The organism is Flavobacterium aquatile LMG 4008 = ATCC 11947 (assembly GCF_000757385.1).
Lineage (GTDB): Bacteria > Bacteroidota > Bacteroidia > Flavobacteriales > Flavobacteriaceae > Flavobacterium > Flavobacterium aquatile.
Genome location: NZ_JRHH01000004.1, coordinates 94789 through 114822, shown reverse-complemented (window position 1 = coordinate 114822; position 20034 = coordinate 94789). Strand labels below are relative to the sequence as shown.

The window sequence follows — 20034 nt, the reverse complement described above, 5'->3', positions numbered from 1 at the left end:
TTTTCTATGCAAGTTGTAATGTAAAATATTATTTCGCAATTTGTTAATTTAATGTAAAACCGTGTTAAAATTGGAAAAAAAATAAGTACAATGTTAACTTAACTTTAGTTACTTAATGCCCCTTCTAAAAAAAACTTGTACCATTTACCCGAATTTTTTATGATTCTTTTTTGAGATACATAATCAATGTAAACCAATCCAAATCTTTGTTTATAACCCTCAATCCACTCAAAATTATCAGTTAAGGACCAAACAAAATAACCTTTAATTTTGTCTGTTTTTTCCATCGCATACAAAACTTGCTGCAAATAATCTCTTATAAAAAAAATTCGATCATTATCTGCAATCACATCATTTTGACTAACCTCATCTTCAAATGAAGCACCATTTTCTGTGATCAAAATTTTCTTGACGCCTGAATATTCACTAAATTTTAAAAGCATCATATAAATGGATTGAGGATAAATTTCCCATCTCATTAAAGTTGTAGCAACTTTTCTTTTTTTCGCAGAAATTAGCTTGGCATTGACATAAGCCACGTATGAGTCATGTTCTACCACCTCTCTGGTGTAATTTTGTAAGCCAATAAAATCAAAATCTACTTTCAACAATACCTCATCACCAGGTATAAAATATTTAGAAACGTGCTTCAAAAAAGGTAATGTTTTTATTGGATAACCTAAACCAAGCGAAGGCTCAATAAATAATTTATTCAACAATGTATCAATCCTTTCGGCTGCTTTAATATTTTTTTCTTTGTAAGAAATGGGAGTTATGTGGGTGCAAGAATAAGTTGAGCCTACCTCACATTTAGGGTCGATCTCTTTAATGGCTTTGTAGGAGATTGATTGGCATAATAAAGCATGATGCATTGCTGGTAAAAAATTGACAAGCCCTTTTCTACCAGGCGCGTGAACTCCAAGGAAATAACCAGCTCCTACAAATACTGAAGGTTCGTTTAGTACTATCCAATACTTTACTTTATCTTTAAAAGCATTTACACATACTTTGGTATACTCCTCAAACCAATCTAAAATACTTCTGTTGGTCCATCCACCTTTTTTTTCTAGTTCCAATGGTAAGTCCCAATGATATAGGGTCACAAAAGGCTCTATATCATTTTCAATACAAAAACTTAAAATTTCATTGTAGTATTTGATTCCTTCTTGATTAATTTCTCCAGTCCCATTAGGAAGAATTCTTGACCAAGAAATTGAAAATCTAAAATTAGGAATACCCATTTTTTTTACTAACAAAATATCTTCTCTATAATTTTCATAAAAATTAGTTGCGATATTTGGAGAATCATTATTTGCTATGGCTTTTTCTTTTTTTGAGAATTCATCCCATATTGATGGTCCTCTACCAAATTTGTCATTAAAGCCTTCCGTTTGAAATGCAGAAGTGGAAATACCCCATAGGAAGTCGTCCCCAAAGTCACTTTTATTATAATTGAATGTTTTTCCAACTAAATTATCATGATTCTTCATTTCAATTATTATTTTTTAAAACTCTTGTCAATTGCAATTGTGTATTTTTAGTTTATTTGTAATTATTTTAGTAAATATTAATTTGTTCATTTTTATGTTTAAAAAACTTGAAACATTTACCTACGATAATAGAAATCTTGAGAATCATCAATGTCGCTAGCTAATAACTATGAATTCGGTTGCCAACTATTTTTTTGTTTTATTACTACTCAATTATAAAAAATTTCAATTCTATTAGTAAGAATTATAAACTAGTAAATTAGGTTCCACTTAATTGTGAAATTTTAAAATTTAGATAACTAGCAATAAGCTAAAGTCAACTAAACAAGAAATAGAACTCAACTATTCTAAAAAACAATTTTGAATTAAAAAACAGAAGTGAAAAATGAGTCAAGAGTTAAAAAAACTATTCCATTAAAATAGTAACCTTATGATACACTTAAAATGTTAATGGCTAGATTCTACTATCTACAATTGATTAAAAAGTATACGTGAGGGCTAACGAAAAGGAACGACCATATTTAGTCAACCAAATTATATCATCATTCTTAGCATTATAACCTTCTTCATACAAATAGTCACCAGTAAAGACATAGTTTCCAAGTGTTTCAAAAGTACCATACTTGGCTGTCTTACTATAATTGTTTTGGTAGAAAATTTGATCTTGAGCCAGCACATTTTGAATATTTAATTTCAATTCAATTTTGTTTTTCATCAAATTCTTAGCTATCTGAAAATCAAGAAATGTTCTTCCTTTCTCCCAAATAGAAGGCTCAATTTCACTTGAGGCATAAGCTATTCTATTTCCAACTTTATTTACGTTTGCTGAAAATGCCCACCCATTATCTTTATTCAAATATTGCAATCCAGAGTTAATCACATAAGGAGATTGTCCTTGTAGCGGTCTATTCTTTTCAGGATTAGCAGAAGCAATATTAGAAACGTCAACATTAGACTTTATAATGGCTGTGTTTGCAAATAAAGTAATATCATCAAAAAAAGTAGTTTCTTTTGTAGTGAAAATCGAACTTAATAAGGTTCTAAATTCCAACTCAAATCCACTAATTTCGCCGCTTCTTGCATTCTTGTAGGTGATATTTTTGTTATTCACCTTTTGTATAATCTCAATTGGATTAGTGATTTGTTTATTAAAATAAGAAACAGAAAGTATTTGACCTTTACCAGGATAAATTTCATATCGCAAATCAAAATTTTTAATTGTTGCTATTTTTAATGTATCTCCTTCTGTAAAAAATTGAGTAGTAAAGTCATAGAAACCAAATGGAGCTAACTCTCTAAATTCTGGACGATTTAAAGTTTTAGAATAACTTACACGAATGTTTTGTTTACTGTTTAAAGCATACACTAAATTAACTGATGGAAGAAAATCATTCTGTTTGTTATTTCGAGAAGAACTAACTGTTTCTGATTCTTTGTAATCTAAGGTTTGAACATAACTTTCATATCTTACACCCCAAATTAATCTAAACTTTTTAAAACGGTTGTCTAGCATAACATAACCCGCATTTAATTTTGCAGTCGCCGAATAAGAGTCGGTAGGTTTAGTAAAATCAAATAAAGTAAATCCATTTACTCCTGGTGAAATCTGACCCATATTTGCCACATTAAATATTTGAGCATTTGGTAATGTCAGTAAATTATCATCAAAAGTACCACCTTGCGTTAAGGTATTGTATTGCAATTGTCGTGCAAAGAAATCTCTTTCTCTAGATTGAAAAAAACCACCTATTTTAAGCTCATTTGTTAGATTTTTACCGATGTTAAATTTCTTTGAAAAGTCAACTTTTCCACCAGTAATGAATTCAATATTTCCAGAAAAAAACATACCTCCACCGTAATCCGGTCCACCATTATTATTTGCAATTGCAGCGTAAGCAACAGTTTCAGCCGGATCTGTACTGTTCGGATTGGCAGTGGTATATATGTTACGTCTCAAGTTTGGAATACTCCTGTCTATGTTACTGTAAAAACCAGTCCAATTCATCTTAATTTTTGGTACAGAAAAATAGTGTTCTCCATTTAATTGCCCAGAATATATTTTATTACTTGTAAACCATCTAACATCTGCATCAATAGTTCTAAAATCCGTTACATCTTTTTGTCCATTTCTGATAACCACTAAATCATTTGAATTTATACTGTAAATGTTTTTTAATGAAAGTGAGTGATTCTCGTTAAATTTAAATGAAAAATTGGCTAAACCAGCTGTCAAAACTTGCTCGCTGTAGTTGTTATCATTAAATTTTGAAATTAAAACAGATGGCATCGCTGCATCTGGTGTTTCATATTCATTTCTAATAACTTCATTAAAACTGTTGGTTTTGTTATTGGAAATTGAAAATAGTACACCTAAAACTTTTTCTTTAAAAGTAAAATGTCGTCCTATAGAATATTGAAAATTAGTATTGGGTTTAAAACTGTTATCATTAATATTCCAATCGGTCTTAAAAGATTTAGCAATAAGTGCTCTATCTTCAAACGACAAAGCATTAAACACCTCTGTACTTGGTATTTGAGAAGGAATGTCTCGTGTACCATTATCAAAACCCATCCAATCTGTTCCACTGCCTTTGTAAGTTTTTTGATTTTTCCAAGTAGTTACTGTGTTGTATCCAGTACCTATAGTAACTGTTTGAAAATCTTTGTCTGGAACAGATTTAGTATTAATTTGAACAACACCTCCAGCAAAATCTCCCGGTAAATCAGGACTAGCAGTTTTTGTGATTATTAAATTATCCAACATATTGGATGGGAAAATATCAAATGAAAACGCTTTTCTATCAGGTTCAGAACTTGGCAATGGAGCCCCATTTAAAAAAGCAGCATTATATCTATCATTCAAACCTCTAATAATTACAAAACGATTATCTTGAATACTTGCTCCGCTAATCCTTTTCAAAACATCCGAAGTACTTTTATCAGGCGTTCTTTTAATTGTTTCTGCGGATATTCCATCAGATACGTTGGCACTATTTTTTTGTGCAATAAGTAATGACTTAACCGTTTCTGATTTGGCTTTGGTTCTTGTAATTACCACTTCGTCTAAAACATTTTTTTGTGCAACAAGAGTAGTATTTAAGTTTGTTGTTTCATTTGCTACAACAATTACTTCAGCAACAACTTTAGTTTGATACCCTATAGAACTTAATTCAACTTCATAAGATCCTGCTGGTATATTTCTAAAAATGAATTTACCGTCAGCATCAGAATTTGCGCCAAACTTGATACTTTTAATATAGATATTGACACCGGGCATTGAAGAACCGTTAGCTTCATCAACAACACTACCAACAATAATTCCATTTTGTGCGGTAACAATATTGGTGATTAGAAAAACAAAAATAATATGAAAATACTTCATGGGGTTTGATTTTGTGTGATGCAAACTAAGAGTATAAATGTGAAATTAATGTTATCCTAAAATTATAAATTTAACATTTTCCTTAGAATAATATTAACAAATCATTTCTTATAAAAACATAAAAAGATAAATTTGCAGACCTAATGTTTTCAAATCGTTAACAATTCAATTTGCTATTTATAACATGTGTTAAAATGAATAGATTTGCCAAAAAAATCATAATTATGAAACGTATTTTGTTAGTTCTTTCATTCTTTATTTTGTGTATGAATTCTTTTTCACAAGAAAAAAATGATTCAATAAGTGTAAATAAAGCAAAAACAAATAGATGGTCTATTGATTTTGCTTTTGGAAGCAGTAGAGGTATCAAACCATACAATGATGGATATTTTTCTTCAGAAAATGACAAGGTTCTTGGAGAGTTAAATTTAAATTCAGTTGGTATAGGTGCTAGATTTTACATGAATAAATCCGTTACCTTTAAATCAGATTTAACTTTTGATAGGTTTACTCCTAATAATGTAAAAAGTATAAATTTTGATGTTGCTCAGTTTAGACTTTCTATCCAAACCATGTTCAACTTGAATACCGTATTTGGTATCAATCATACCTCAAGGTTTAACTTACCCATACATTTAGGCGTTAATATTGCTTCGCTTAAAACCATTAAATCATCTGAAAACCAGGTTATTGGTTCTCCTGATTACATTTTGGGAGTAATTTATGGATTCGCTCCAATGTACAATGTTAGTAAAAACGTAGCTTTATTTGTAGATTTAAGCTTAATAAATAATTTTAGACAACACCATACTTGGGATGGAAATATTTCCGATGAAAAAAATAATTTAAATGGACAAATGAGTGCCATTTCATTAGGACTTAATTTTAAATTAGGGAAAAAAATACAAAACTAGAAACCTCTTTACTTCTAAACCTTAAAACCCTAATTCTAAAAAATCTTACCACAAATTTTTGTACAAAAAAAGTAAATTTTAATAAAGTAAATTAATTTTTTGAAGAAGCCTTAAAAGTGCTTGAAAAATAAGTGCTAAATTCAAATTAACCTAAAAAAGTTTAGAAAATTATTTACAATTATTAAGCTTGTAATTTAAAAAAACACTGTATTTAAAATATTTAACCTCTGAAAATCAGGTGATTAAAAACACAATATGTCGTCTAAATTTACAATAAAATAATAATTTAGTATCACGTAATCATATTTAAATTTTAGAACAAAATTTATTTTTGTAACAAAAATTATAACAAAGCTAAATTTAAAGTAGCTTTAAAAAACCCCGTTATGAAAAACAATTTACTTTTTTTTAAAGTTACTTCATCTTCTTTTTGGAGTTTAACTTTAATGTTATTGCTTGTCTCCATAAAAGGACTTGGGCAGACAAATCCAACCGCACAAAATTTGCCTTACACTCAAAATTTTGGAACAGCAACCTTTACTTCTATGCCAGCTGGAATGGCTGCATGGAATTCTACGACTAACAGAATAACTCAAGCAGCTGCCGAAGGAGCTCAACCTGGTGGAAATGCAACGATTGCTGCGCAAACAGCACCTCTTTCAACAGGTGGAGTTCACGGGTATGCATCGAGTTCAAATGCTAGAGCATACATTCAACAATCTTCAAATGCAACTAATGGTAACAGTATGATAGCAGTGGCAATCAATACTGGTACTGCAACTTCAATTTCTGTTTCATACCAATTGGAATTAATTAATGTTGGTGTAACAACACAAGATTTTGGTCATTCATTACAATACCGTTTAGGCATAACTGGTGCTTGGACAACGATCTCAGGTTCTGCAATGACTTTTGGTGCTGTAACTAGTTATACAACATCAACAAGATCGTTTACGGTTACTGGTCTAGCAGCAAGTTCAGTGTATCAAATTAGATGGGTTACGTGGCGACCTGATGGTACAGGTGCGAGTAAAGGTATAGGAATTGATAATATATCGATTGCAGCTGCAGCTACTGTGCCTTTAGCTCCAACTATAAATTCAATTACTCCAGGTGACGGACAGTTAAGTGTTGCGTTCACTACTGGTGGAAATGGTGGCTCTGCCATTACCAATTATAAATACTCTACAAACGGAGGTATAAGCTTTACTGCCTGTTCTCCGGCTCAAACAACAAGTCCCATTATTATTACAGGGTTAACAAATGGAACATCTTACAATGTTCAAATCAGAGCAGTGAATGCAATTGGAGATGGTGCAGCTACAGCAAGTACAGCTGGTACTCCAGTCGCACCTAGTGTCAACCCTACTTTCAATGCATATCCTAGTGTTAACAAAAATTACGGTGATGCAAATGGTTTTGCGATGACAGCATCATCGGATAGTTCAGGGTCTTTTACCTACACAAGTTCAAATACAAACGTTGCTACAATAACTAATGCAGGTATAGTTACTATAAAAGCTGTCGGAACAACTACAATTAATGCCAATCAAGCTGCAGCTCTAGGTTTTAATGCAGGAAGTACTTCGACCACGTTAACGGTTAACCAAGCATTAACTGGATTAACAATTACCGCAAATGGAGTTTCCAAAACATACGGTACAACTATATCAGGTGGCTCATCTGCAGCTTTTACTGTTTCGGGATTATTATATTCAGATACTTTAGGAACAAGTCCATCAGTAACAAACACTTACGGAATTGGAGCAGCCGTAAACGATTCGGCTACCTTGAGTATGCTAAGTCCAGCTATTTATACAGATAGTGTAACCCCTTCAAACTTAACAAACGGATCTGGTGCAACATACAATGCTGCTAATTATGCAGCAACAACTTATATTTCAGGAGACATAACAGTTAATAAAGCCAACCAATTCATCACTTTTTCAGCTACAGATTCTAAAGTATATGGCACTGCTGATTATGCTCCAAATGCAACATCATCAACTTCGGGAATAAATGCAATCTCCTATTCATCAAGCAATACAAATGTTGCTGAAATTGTTTCTGGAAACATACACATTGTTGGAGTAGGAACAGTAACTATCACAGCATCACAAGCTACTGACGATAATTATAACGCAACTACAGCTGATCAAACGCTAACAGTTATACCTAAAAATCTAACTATTACAGGTATTACTGCAAATAATAAACCTTTTGATGGTAACACGATTGCCACTTTAAGTGGCACTCCATCATTAGTAGGAATTGTAGGCAGTGATGATGTAACATTAACTGGAACGCCAATGGCAACTTTTGTAAGTTCAGCAATTGATTCGGCAATTCAAGTTGATGTAACAGATTATAATTTAAACGGAACAACTGCTGTAAATTATAGCTTAACACAACCTACATTATTTGCTGATATTTTTGCTACAACAGCAACTATTTTTACAAGTGGCACCTTAACTGCAGTTAATACTACTTATGGTTCACCAAGCACAACACCAACAAACTTCAATGTAAGCGGGCAATCATTAGCCGAAAGTATTTTAGTAACGGCACCAATTGGTTTTGAAGTTTCTTTATCAAACGGATCAAGTTATGGAACTACAGTTACAGTTGGAGGAGCAGGAACTATAGTAAGCACTCCAATTTATGTTCGTTTAGCTTCTACAACTGCTGCTGGAACCTACTCAGGTGATGTTACTTTAAGTAGTAGTGGTGCTACATCGGTTACTATTGCTACAGTTAGTAGTACAGTATCGCCAAAAGAGTTAACTTTTACAGGTTTAATTGGGGTAGATAAAACATATGATACGACTACAACAGCAACAGTAACCGGAACAGCTACTCTCAACGGAATAGTAGGATTGGATGACGTTGCAGTTAACAATTCATCTGTTACTTATAATTTTGATACGGCAAATGCTGGAACTAATAAACCAATTACGGCGGTTGGATTTACTCTTGATGGTGCATCGTCCACAAATTATACACTTGCACAACCTATAGGTATTACTGCTACAATTTTAAAAGCTGCCTCGACTATTAGTGTTACTGGAGCTAATGCTTATACCTATGATGCTTTACCTCAAGGACCAAGTACCTCAACCGTTACAGGTTCAACTGAAGCCGTAACGTATTTATATACTGGAGTTAATCCTGTTGTTGCTTCTTCGGCAAGTAAGCCAACTAATGCTGGAAGTTACACTGTGGTTGCCACAGTTGCAACTGATACAAATTATGAATCAGCTACGTCAACTGAGTATGCTTTTATCATTAATAAAGCGGAACAAATTATCACTTTAGAGGCGACCGACACTCGTACAGCATCAACGACATCATATACTTTGACACAAAATGCTACTTCAGGATTAGCAATTCTTTACACAACTAGTGATTCAGAAATAATTACTATTAGCGGTAATACCGTAACTATCGTCGGACCTGGTAACGCAATTATTACTGCGAATCAGGGAGGTAATGAAAATTATAATGCTGCATTACAGAAAACACAAATATTGTCAGTTACACAACCCATTTGTATAAGTAATACAGGAAATATAAGTTGGACTTTTGCAACTGCTTCTCCTTCAACATCTCAACCAAATGTTACCGTTGGGGCTTTAAGCCAAGGAAATAATAATGGTACTACAACTTTAATTACCTCAGTATCTGCATCATCAGGTTATTCAGGATCAACTGGAACAAACAATGCTGGTGCTGCAGTACCACTTGGTGCATTGAATAATGCTACTTCAACTCATTTTGCTTTTACCATTACACCGACTGCAGGATATAACTTTACACTTAATAATATTAGTTTTGGAACAAGAAGTACTGGTTCTGGCCCACAATTATATACTGTTAGAAGCAGTGCAGATAATTATTCTACCAACTTAGTTTCAGGATCTATATCAAACAATAGTACTTGGCAACTAAAATCTCACACTGGTATTAATTTTGTTGGTCAAGGTAACGGAACACCTATCACTTTTCGTATATACGGAACTAACGGAACTGGTAATCCAGGTGCAGATACAGCCAATTGGCGAATTGATGATTTAAATTTAAACTTAACAGTTTCCAACACACCTTCTGTTGCAACTGCCGGTTCTAATCAAACAATTTGTGGGTTAACTAGTACTTCATTAGGTGGTAATACTCCACAAACAGGAACAGGAACTTGGTCACAAGTATCAGGTGTGGGTACCACTACTTTTAGTTCCGTGAATAGCGGTGCTTCAACAGCCACAGCTTCCGAAGTGGGAACTTATGTCTATCGTTGGACTATTGCTAACGGATGCTCCACAACTTTTTCAGCAGATGTTACGGTAATTTACAATGCAGTTACAACAAATACAACCACAATTTCTACATGTGATAGCTATACCTGGACGGCAGGAAACGGAACTACATATACCACCAGTGGCACTTACACTTATGTAAACGGATGTACTACCGAAATTCTTGATTTAACCATCGCACCAAGTACAGCAAACACAACAACAATTTCCGCTTGTGATGCCTATACATGGACTGCTGGAAACGGAAACACTTATACAGCAAGTGGTACTTACAGTTTTATAAATGGATGTCATACAGAAACATTGGAGTTGACCATAAACTCTAATAGCATTGTTTCACAACCTTCAAATGCTTCACTTTGTATGTCTATTGGTGCTACTGCCACTTTTACAACCGCTTCAGGTTCTTTAAATGCGTCCTTCAAATGGTACAGTCAATTAGTTAATGATGATCCACTAACTGGCACATGGACATTATTAGCAAATAATGATAATTATTCTGGAACTACATCAGCGAATTTAATTGTAACAAAAACAGAACCTACTGTTCCTGAGAATGGTACAAAATACCGCGTAGTAGTAACTTCAGATTGTGGTGTTATAACTTCAAATTATGCAATCATTTCAGATTTACCAATACCTGCAACTCCATCTACATTATTACTGACAAATGACAATGCCGTTTTACCAGCCACACCTTCTACTCCAGTAACAGCGATAGCTATATATGTTGGCACCGAAACCGAATTTAGGTTAACTGCAACTGCCGTAGATAATGTTCTATATCAATGGACTCTTCCTTTAGGAATGACCTCTACAAGTACCGACCCTTTAACAGGTTTAACTATAACCAACGGAAATACTATATTTGTTAAATTTAGTGCTTCTAGTGCTACTACTCCTTTACTTCCCTATGTTCAAACCATAAATACTTTAGGATGTTATTCCATTCCTAAAGCAACTGCTCCATTAACCAGAATACTTCCTACAGCACCGGTTATAAACATGAATAACGGAATTACAACTGCTCCCATAACATCATTTGCCCCTTACATGGGTACTAATACTGTTCTTAGATTATCACTTACATCAGCAGTTGGTGCTACTTCATATGAATGGGAATTACCAGAAGGTGTCGTAAGAATGACAGCTTTAAGTGGAGGAACTGTAACGACTAGCACAAGTAGTGTAGATCCTTTTATCTATGTTAATTTTTCTGGTGTTACAAATCTTAATACCTCCTCTTACACTCCTACCTCTGGAGTATTGACTCATGTATTGCGTATTGGTGCAAAATCTAAAAATGGTGTAGGTGTTTCTATAACCACTAACAGTTCTGTGATAAATCCAACCACAACCTCTACAGCTAAATTGATGACCTTAATTGCTGTAAAACCTTCTCCTCCAGCTGTTTTATCACTAAACAATGGAGTGACAACTACAGCCATAACAACTATTAGTGGATTAATTGGTAATCAAGGTATTTACCGATTATCCGCTTCAGCCGCTACTTTGGCTAGTGCATACGAATGGGAATTGCCTTTTGGTGTGACTAGAGTAAGTGGTTTAAATGATGAAACCGTTGAAAATTCTACAATTAGTACAGCACCTTTTATCTATGTAAAATTCACCGATAACGTTTCTGTGGCTTACCTCCAATTTGGTGTGAAAGCCATTAATGGCGTAGGAAGTTCTATAAATAACAATACAGCACTGACTCCAACAACTACTTCAACAGCAAAATTATTACGACTTGCTACCACAGTACCTGTTGCTCCAACAACGCTAACTTTAAATGATGGTATAACCTCAACAGCCATAACAGCAATTAGTAAATTAATTGGTGAACAAGGCACTTATCGACTATCAGCCGCTACGTCAACTTTGGCAAACTCCTATGAATGGGAATTACCAAATGGAGTAACGAGAGTAACAGCTCTTGACGGATTAACTATTGACAACGCTACCTCAAGTGTAAATCCATTTATTTATGTAAAATTTACAGATGCTGTTGCTCCGGGAATTCTACAATTTGGTGTAAAAGCTTTAAATGGCGTAGGAAATTCAATTACCAATAATGTTGCACTTTTACCAGCAACTACTTCTTCCGCTAGACTGCTTCGTCTTACGGTAGCAATTCCGGTCGCTCCAACTTCTTTAGTATTGTCAGAATCAGGATCAACAACAGCAATAACCGTAGCGAGTAAGTACATTGGTAAGCCTACAACGTTGAAATTAACAGCTGCACCATCTGTTTTAGCAAACACTTATTTGTGGGAATTACCACTTGGTGTTACTAGAACCGATTTAAATGGTGAACCAGTTGCTGGTTTAACCTCAACAGATTCTTTTATTTATGTGAATTTTTCAGAGTTTGTAGTTGAAAATTCTACAACAATTTCTCTATTATTTGGCGTAAAAGCGTTAAACAATGTAGGCTCATCCATTACAATAAATTTAGCCCCTAATGAAGCTTCTACCGCTAGGTTACTAAAAGTAACTGCGGGATTACCCTACACTGTTGGAACAGTTACTGGAGATGTATCTGTTTGCAACAGAAGTGAAGGCTATACCTATAGTTTTACAGCAACGGCTAGTGCCAATTATTACACCATTACCGCTCCACTTAGTGCTATTATAACTTCTCCTTCATTTCCGAGCAATTCATCAAATATTTTAACAACTACTGATTTAAGTTTTACTGTTGTTTATTTAGGAACCTCGGCCTTTTCTCCAACAGATAAAAGCTTAAGCATCAAATCTGGGAATGCCTTTGGACTTTCTGCCAATACAAGAACGCTTTTGTTGACAAAAATTTCTTGTCCAACCCCACCAGCAAGAATGGTAACAGAGAAAACAGATGCATTTGATGTCGTAGCTTATCCAAATCCATCTACAAACACTTTTCAATTCAATTTTACAACAAATAGCGATGATCAAGTGGAAATTAAAGTTTATGATATGCTTGGAAAACTTATAGAAACGCGCCAATTAAATACCCTTAAAAACACAATTCTAGAAGTAGGAAATAACTATCCTTCTGGAATTTATAATGTAGTAGTAGCACAAGGCGAAAATATCAAAACACTTCGTTTGATTAAAAAGTAATAGTATTACCTTAAATAGTTCATACATCAATTAAACCACAAACAGTAAATTGTTTGTGGTTTTTTTATTCTTAGTAAGCATTGAAAAAGTTATAAATCGATCTAAAAATAAAAGGATTTGAACTAATTGAAACCTCTTAAAAGGTTACCTCCCATTTTATTGGGGCTTTGTTCGTAGCTCGTTCGTAGCTCGTTTGTAACGCTTTTTCTAAAATAAAACTTCTATCTGTAGCTGATGAAAAATACTTAAATAAGCATATAATTGATACAAAGTATTATGCTAAATGTGATAGAAGACCAAATCATCCAAATGACAAAGATGATAGCGAAGATGAATATAGTGAAGTAAAGCAAAAAGAAATTGATTTTGCAATTACTTACCCAAAAGGTTATATTAAAAGACCAAATTATGATGTTTCAGCTTTCGTTGATATTTCATTTTATGTGGATAAATTTCGAAATGCAAAAATCACCTCTTTTAGTTTTTATTTTCACATTAAATAAAATCATAAACTTGAAAAATATTTTGAAAGTGAATTGAAAAAAATTATTAGGACAAATGAATGGAAACCTGCTCAAATCAGAAAAAAAAATTTAAATTCTGATATGACAATGAGCTATTATTTCGAATAAGAATAAAACAACCGCTAACAGGCGTTCCTATGTAAAGCACCATAAAGTTTTCAACAACTTTGAGTAAGGGTTATAAGTCTTTTTTTTTCGAGTTAATTTATCCGCTTTATGGCTTGTTAATAAAGTGGATAACTAACTATTGTCCGCCGAAGGCATTGGACTAAAAAGTTAGACTCACTTTATCAATGATGCAGCGAAATAATTTTCTCTTTTATTTCATTTTCATTTTTTTTAAAGTTCTTAAAGCTGACGCTCCTATATGTAGTTCCATCTAGGCGATCTTTCTATTGAAGTATAATAAATTTTCTATTGAAGCATAATAGATTTTTCTATTGATCTATAATAGATTTTTCTATTGATCTATAATAGATTTTTCTATTGAACTATAATAGATTTTTCTATTGAACTATAATAGATTTTTCTATCAAAGTATAATAGATTTTTCTATCAAAGTATAATAGATTTTTCTATCAAAGTATAATAGATTTTTCTATCAAAGTATAATAGATTTTTCTATCAAAGTATAATAGATTTTTCTATCAAAGTGTAATAGATTTTTCTATCAAAGTGTAATAGATTTTTCTATCAAAGTGTATGAAGTATAATAGATTTTTCTATTGAAGTATAATAGATTTTTCTATTGAAGTATAATAGATTTTTCTATTGAAGTATAATAGATTTTTCTATTGAAGTATAATAGATTTTTCTATTGAAGTATAATAGATTTTTCTATTGAAGTATAATAGATTATCTAATACGTTGTTGTATTGAAACCTATTACATTTTTGTATTGAAACCTATTACATTTTTGTATTGAAATCTATTACGTTGTTGTATTGAAACCTATTACATTTTTGTATTGAAATCTATTACGTTTTTGTATTGAAATCTAATACGTTTTTGTATTGAAATCTAATTCGCATTTATATTGAAATCTAATTCGCATTTGTATGGAAATCTTATACGCATTTGTATGGAAATCTTATACGTTCTTGCATTGAAACCAAATACGTTTTTGTATTGAACCTATTACGTTTTTGTATTGAAACCTATTACGTTTTTGTATTGAAGTTTATATTTTATAATTATTGTTTAAGATAATAGTCAGCCAAATCACCTTTGTCATCTATAAACGGATTATCTTCAGTAATTCTTGATACGATTATATTTAATTCTGGAAATTCTTTCGCTAAGCCACTCCAAATATTAAATGCATTTCCTTTATCAGGATGTAACACAATTCTATAATTTTTTAAAGGAAGTAGTTTTTTTCTATTCAACATCATAAGTCCACCAGTAGCTAACCAAATAAATTCTGGTTTTACTATTGTCATAACAAAAGCTGTCTTTTCGCTTTCTACTATATGAACCGATTTATCACTTCTTTCTATTATTTGATGTAAACCAAATAAGCAAAAATCATTGTTCCAATCTTTAATTTTATACAAGGAATGTATCCAATTTACAACACCATTGCCATCTTTATTCTTGATTCTTTTACCTTGACTGTTGTATGGCATTAATTTTATTCCTGTAATTTGTTCTTTTTCGTTTATATATGGAAAAGCAATTGATTTTGTATAAAAATCACTAGATGAAAATATTAATAGTTTTCTCTCTGCCTCAAAAATTTTTTCTCTAGTAAAATAACTTTCCAAGAAATTACTAAAATTGTTAGTATCATTTTTAAATTTAAAAACAACTTCATTAAAGAATTCAATAGAATGTCTTGAACCAGGAATATCTTCTTTATATCTAAATGAATTAAAAAAATTATGTGCTCTTTTTGCACCGTGAATTTGAATTACGATCCTACAATGTTGGCAAGTAGCAAAACCTTTATCCCAATTTACAATTAAGCATTTCTGTTTCTGGTTTTTTATAGATCTTTTACTAGAACAAATCGGACATGTGCTATATTTCTGATTTACATTGAGATTGTATATATTGTATGTTTCAATAAAAGTATCCATTTCAAATAATCCTTTTAATATTTACTCTATGCTTATTTCCATTACATTTTTCATTTCTATGCACCTCTTTACCTCCCAATTTTAGACCGTTAAGTCTTTCTCTGAAGTTTACTTTTCTACAAGGAATCCCGCCATTTATCGCTAGATAACGTAGATAATCCTCATACAACTCACTAAATATTACGCCCAACTCAACATTATCTACTACTTCGTATTGTTCCTCACAAAGAAAATCAAATACATTGTCCGATTTTTTTCTGAAATTTTCTGCTGCAATAATACTTGAATTACATTCAGATAAAAAACCATTTTTTAACAATCTGTTTAGTCCAAGTAAAATCCAATTAAAAACACCACTCAATTCATTTTTAATAATTTTTAAAGCTAAATTACCGTCCTTAAATCGATCTTCAATTACAACATTAAAATGAATGATTAGAAATCTTCTAAAATATCCATTACTTGCATCAGAGGAACTAGGCAAAGAATTTACATTAAAAATAAATTTACAATTATTCAAATAGTCAAAAGGTCTACCAGATGGATGTCTAGCAGAAACCCTCTCTCCTGAAATCAATTGTTTAAAAACACCTGAATCATCGATTGCACCATTAGTATCACTACAATAGTTTAATAATTTGCCTTGGATACTTGCTAAATAATATTCACCTCTTTGTTTGCAAGTCAATTTTGAAATTGAAAAAGAAGAGATATTAATTTTTCCATAAATTCTTTCCATTACATTGTTTAAAACCGATTTTCCATTAGAACCAGAACCATACATTAAAAGACATTTTTCAAGATTAAGTACTTCGTTTGGAGTAAATACGTATCCAAAAAATTCTTGTATAACCATTCTTTTATCTTCTTCGGGTAAGCAATGCTCTAAATAATTTAAAAAAATAGGACACGTAACAGATTCATCATATTCAAAAGAAAGAATATAGTTTAAGTTGTCATTTTTATTATGAGGGAATAATTTACCTACTCCATTAATAAACTTGTATGTTCCATTTTGAAGATTAATAGCGGTGACATTTGTCTTAACCGCATGTTGTCTAAAATTACTATGAATAAATTGTTTTATTAAGTCATTTCCAAATGTATGATGCTCATACATTAGTGATTTTAAACCCATTTTTCGGGCTACTTCACTTAAAAAACTGGAAAAACTTTCTTCAGTAATTTTTTGCCAGTATTTACCGTTATAAAAAACAATCTCTTTTTCAAATACCTTTAAGTCATAATTATTGTCAATAACTATTTTTTTAAATATTTTAATCACTAGAACGGAATACTCTCGCACTCTAATTTTAATTGAAGAAATCTGCTTATCTATAGACTGATATTTAATATAATCATCAGAATTTGCATCCTTTGGATTACCTTTTTTATCTAAAACTTTCTTAGCTAATTTTTCATGTTCAGCTCTTAATTGCAAAATTTTAGGATTTTTTTCTGCTACAAAATCAACTTCTTTTATAGATAATAATAGATCTGCCAAGTGTTTTTCCTGAATTAAAAGTTCATTTGTTTCTTCTTTCTTTGCTTCATCAGCAAGAAGATCAAACTCCGAATTAATATCATATTTACTAAATTCTTCTACAGTACACTTTAAATCTTTTTTTACTTCGTTTTGCTTTTTCATAATTAAAAAAAATTAACGTTTGTATTTTAAAGACTTAACTTCTTCGAGACCACTAATGAATTGAGATTGCTCAATGAACATTCTTCTACCAATTCTTTTTGCCTTTACTTTACCGTCACTAATCCAGTTTCTAACTGTTAATTCCGACACGCCAGACAATTTTGCTATTTCTTTCACAGAAAGCAGTTTGTTTTCCGCTTCAATAGGTTTTTCCCGAAGCTGGAGTAGTAAGTTTTCAATATTGCTTAACTTACTTTCTAAGATTTCAAAAGGATTTTGCATAATTCAATGAGATTTAAATTAGAGGCAAATTTTGCGAGATATTTTTAGAGATATTTTTCAGATATATATCTTACACTATCATAAAGTATTTTAACTATTCAATTTTGTTCAAAAAGTCTATAATTTCACTATTGTTTTCTGAGAGGCTAATAATAAAATTCTTCCAGTCATTTCCGTAAGTTTTTTTTATAATTACATAATCACTTTTATAAATTGATTTAAAACTCACATAAAATTGTTGACCTGTTTTACCTCCCATCAAGGCACCTATTTCCATAATTTGAATTTTAATAAGTTCACCATCATTATTTTTAGGCGGATCTTTCTTCTTGATTTCTAGCAATATTTTATATAGTAAAGCATACCATTTATCTTGGACTTTTGAAGCTTTTGCTGTAACTAAATCCGTTGAACCATTATCAATAAAATTTTGCGTATTATTTTTTAGCTTTAATTTTTCAAATTTTTTTCTTAACTTTTTAATAGACTTATTTAATGGTGAATTATTTATGTTTACAAAAAAATTATTACTTATAAAATACTCTGCCTCTTTTAAAAGATTAAGGCAATATCTTCGAGTGGCTTCCGCTGCATCTACATTTTTTATCTTAGTAAGTTCTAAATCAAATTGAGATAGAATTTTTAATGCTACATTAATATTATGATAATTTGATTTTATATGTTCAAGGCTATCCTCATTGTTTTCACTGTATAAATCAATTGCCAGGAAAAATTTATAAATAGATCTCACTAAACTAATTGTCATTTCATTAAAAACATAAATGTTGGATTTTAAAATAAGTAACTTATAATCTTCAAAATTTTTAATTCTTTGACTAAATAAATCAATATGGTCATAAGCAAATAAAACATTTCTTGATCCATGTGCATCATACTCATATGTAATATTCCGAAAAGCACCTTGTATTGCGGATTTATAACATAGAATAATATCTTGATTAATTTCTTCTTTCAATTGATGTCCATTTTTATTTTTTTTACGACCAGTAAATTTACCCATAATAGTTAAATTAGTTAAAAATGGTAGTTTTTTATTTGTGCTTCAACAAAAAATTATTCTTGTGTCTCAATGTTAAACACTTCGTCCATCGCAATCTTTTTTTCAGGTTCACTAATTTGATAGTATTGATTTAGGGTTCTCATATCTTTGTGACCTGTAATTGAAGCTATTAATTTTTCACTTTTATTATTAAGTTTCATCATTGTAATAAATGTTCTTCTAGCAGTATGAGTAGAAATTCTATCATAAAAAGGCATTTCAACCTTTATGTTTTCTTTTCCTTTAGTTGTAACTTTTTGAACAATTTGAGTATAACCCAGCTCTTTGAAAACTTCTTTTAGGTAATCATTTTGTTTTTGATTTGCAATCAATGGAAGTTTATATTCATATTTTGTTAGAAGATCACCAGCTATTTTCGTTAATGGTATCTCCCTAGCCTCTTTATTTTGATCTTTCTCCTCTTTAAGAATGATATGACCATTGACAATATTACTTTTAGTAATAAGTGAAAGTTCACCAAATCTCATTCCAGTAACGCATGCAAAAACAAAAACGTCTCTGACCTTTTCCAGCTTTTTACTATCAAACTCGTGTTGTAATATTATTTTTAAATCCTCAATAGTTAATGCGATCTGATTTGTTACAACCCTTTCTACTTTTTTAAAGTCAATAAATGCTTCATTATAAGTATACTTTTTTTTCTTCGCCCAAAGCAGAAAAGTTTTAAGCAAACCTAAATTTCTAGAGTAAGTATTATTAATATGCATTAGATCATCCATGCAGTAGGCTGTAAATTCTCGATGAAAATTCTCGTTTATACTAGTAAAAGTGAGTTTATACTTCTTTGCAACTTCAAACTTAATCAGGAGATTTTTGATGTTTTGATATCGTTTTATTGTGGAAGTTGCCCATTCTTTACCTTTGATTTTTTCCGAAGTAAATTCATCATAACATTTGTAAAAAGTATTTACGCCAGCTAAAGCTTTTTTAAAACCTCCATCAAAAGCTTTTTTTAAAACTTCAGTAGTGAATTCTTCTCCAATTCTTTTATACATACTTTCAGTTTCTAAAAAAAGATCTGAATAACGATTTAATTGTGACTTTATACTTTCAGAGAATTTAGATTTATTTTTACCAGAAGTAAAAACAAATCTATTTTGAAAATCCCAGTGTTTAGGATTAATCTTTTCTCCAGTGGAGTAAACAAATTTCTTCCCTTGCATTTTGAAGTAGCAAGAAAATAATATAAGTGTTTCTGATTCAGATTTCGG

General features: G+C 31.4%; 9 protein-coding genes. 2 read left to right on the top strand and 7 right to left on the bottom strand.

The genetic code is table 11. The features are described 5' to 3' along the window. Positions 1–104 precede the first annotated feature (104 nt). Together LG45_RS10365 and LG45_RS10360 are read right to left on the bottom strand one after the other, a co-directional pair. Positions 105–1490 (bottom strand): GH1 family beta-glucosidase, encoded by a 1386-nt coding sequence (locus LG45_RS10365; RefSeq protein WP_035126926.1) that lies wholly within the window; start codon positions 1488–1490, stop codon positions 105–107. Positions 1491–1968: 478 nt separating this feature from the next. Continuing rightward, positions 1969–4872, bottom strand: coding sequence for a TonB-dependent receptor (locus tag LG45_RS10360; RefSeq protein ID WP_035126924.1), 2904 nt, complete (start codon positions 4870–4872; stop codon positions 1969–1971). A gap of 194 nt (positions 4873–5066) precedes the next feature. Here LG45_RS10360 and LG45_RS10355 point away from each other — a divergent pair, with 194 nt between their 5' ends. Beyond that, positions 5067–5786: a hypothetical protein gene (locus tag LG45_RS10355; RefSeq protein WP_035126923.1), complete on the top strand. Its 720-nt coding sequence runs from the start codon at positions 5067–5069 to the stop codon at positions 5784–5786. A gap of 386 nt (positions 5787–6172) precedes the next feature. Then, positions 6173–13207 carry a YDG domain-containing protein gene (locus LG45_RS10350; protein ID WP_035126921.1) on the top strand — a complete coding sequence of 2345 codons (7035 nt, stop codon included), beginning with the start codon at positions 6173–6175 and terminating at the stop codon, positions 13205–13207. 1717 nt (positions 13208–14924) lie between these two features. Here LG45_RS10350 and LG45_RS16120 read toward each other — a convergent pair. The 5 genes from LG45_RS16120 to LG45_RS10325 form a co-directional block, all read right to left on the bottom strand. Then, on the bottom strand, positions 14925–15812 hold the full coding sequence (locus tag LG45_RS16120; protein ID WP_052087556.1) for a DUF6371 domain-containing protein: 888 nt from the start codon (positions 15810–15812) through the stop codon (positions 14925–14927). A 1-nt stretch (position 15813) separates the two neighbouring features. Next, complete coding sequence (locus tag LG45_RS10340; protein ID WP_052087555.1) at positions 15814–17460, bottom strand: DNA primase family protein; 1647 nt, start codon at positions 17458–17460, stop codon at positions 15814–15816. Between the two features lie 12 nt (positions 17461–17472). Further along, positions 17473–17742, bottom strand: a complete 270-nt coding sequence (locus LG45_RS10335) for a helix-turn-helix domain-containing protein (RefSeq protein ID WP_035126919.1) — start codon at positions 17740–17742, stop codon at positions 17473–17475. A 94-nt stretch (positions 17743–17836) separates the two neighbouring features. After that, positions 17837–18763, bottom strand: coding sequence for a hypothetical protein (locus tag LG45_RS10330; protein ID WP_035126917.1), 927 nt, complete (start codon positions 18761–18763; stop codon positions 17837–17839). Positions 18764–18816: 53 nt separating this feature from the next. Continuing rightward, a complete protein-coding gene (locus LG45_RS10325) occupies positions 18817–19986 on the bottom strand; it encodes a tyrosine-type recombinase/integrase (protein ID WP_240471871.1) in 1170 nt (389 codons plus the stop codon). Positions 19987–20034 lie beyond the last annotated feature (48 nt).

Excerpts from the sequence above, each read along its gene's own strand:
- LG45_RS10365 (WP_035126926.1), bottom strand. The coding sequence starts at position 1,490 with ATGAAGAATCATGATAATTTAGTTGGAAAAACATTCAATTATAATAAA.
- LG45_RS10355 (WP_035126923.1), top strand. The coding sequence starts at position 5,067 with ATGAATAGATTTGCCAAAAAAATCATAATTATGAAACGTATTTTGTTA.
- LG45_RS16120 (WP_052087556.1), bottom strand. The coding sequence starts at position 15,812 with ATGGATACTTTTATTGAAACATACAATATATACAATCTCAATGTAAAT.
- LG45_RS10335 (WP_035126919.1), bottom strand. The coding sequence starts at position 17,742 with ATGCAAAATCCTTTTGAAATCTTAGAAAGTAAGTTAAGCAATATTGAA.
- LG45_RS10330 (WP_035126917.1), bottom strand. The coding sequence starts at position 18,763 with ATGGGTAAATTTACTGGTCGTAAAAAAAATAAAAATGGACATCAATTG.
- LG45_RS10340 (WP_052087555.1), bottom strand. The coding sequence starts at position 17,460 with ATGAAAAAGCAAAACGAAGTAAAAAAAGATTTAAAGTGTACTGTAGAA.
- LG45_RS10350 (WP_035126921.1), top strand. The coding sequence starts at position 6,173 with ATGAAAAACAATTTACTTTTTTTTAAAGTTACTTCATCTTCTTTTTGG.
- LG45_RS10360 (WP_035126924.1), bottom strand. The coding sequence starts at position 4,872 with ATGAAGTATTTTCATATTATTTTTGTTTTTCTAATCACCAATATTGTT.
- LG45_RS10325 (WP_240471871.1), bottom strand. The coding sequence starts at position 19,986 with ATGCAAGGGAAGAAATTTGTTTACTCCACTGGAGAAAAGATTAATCCT.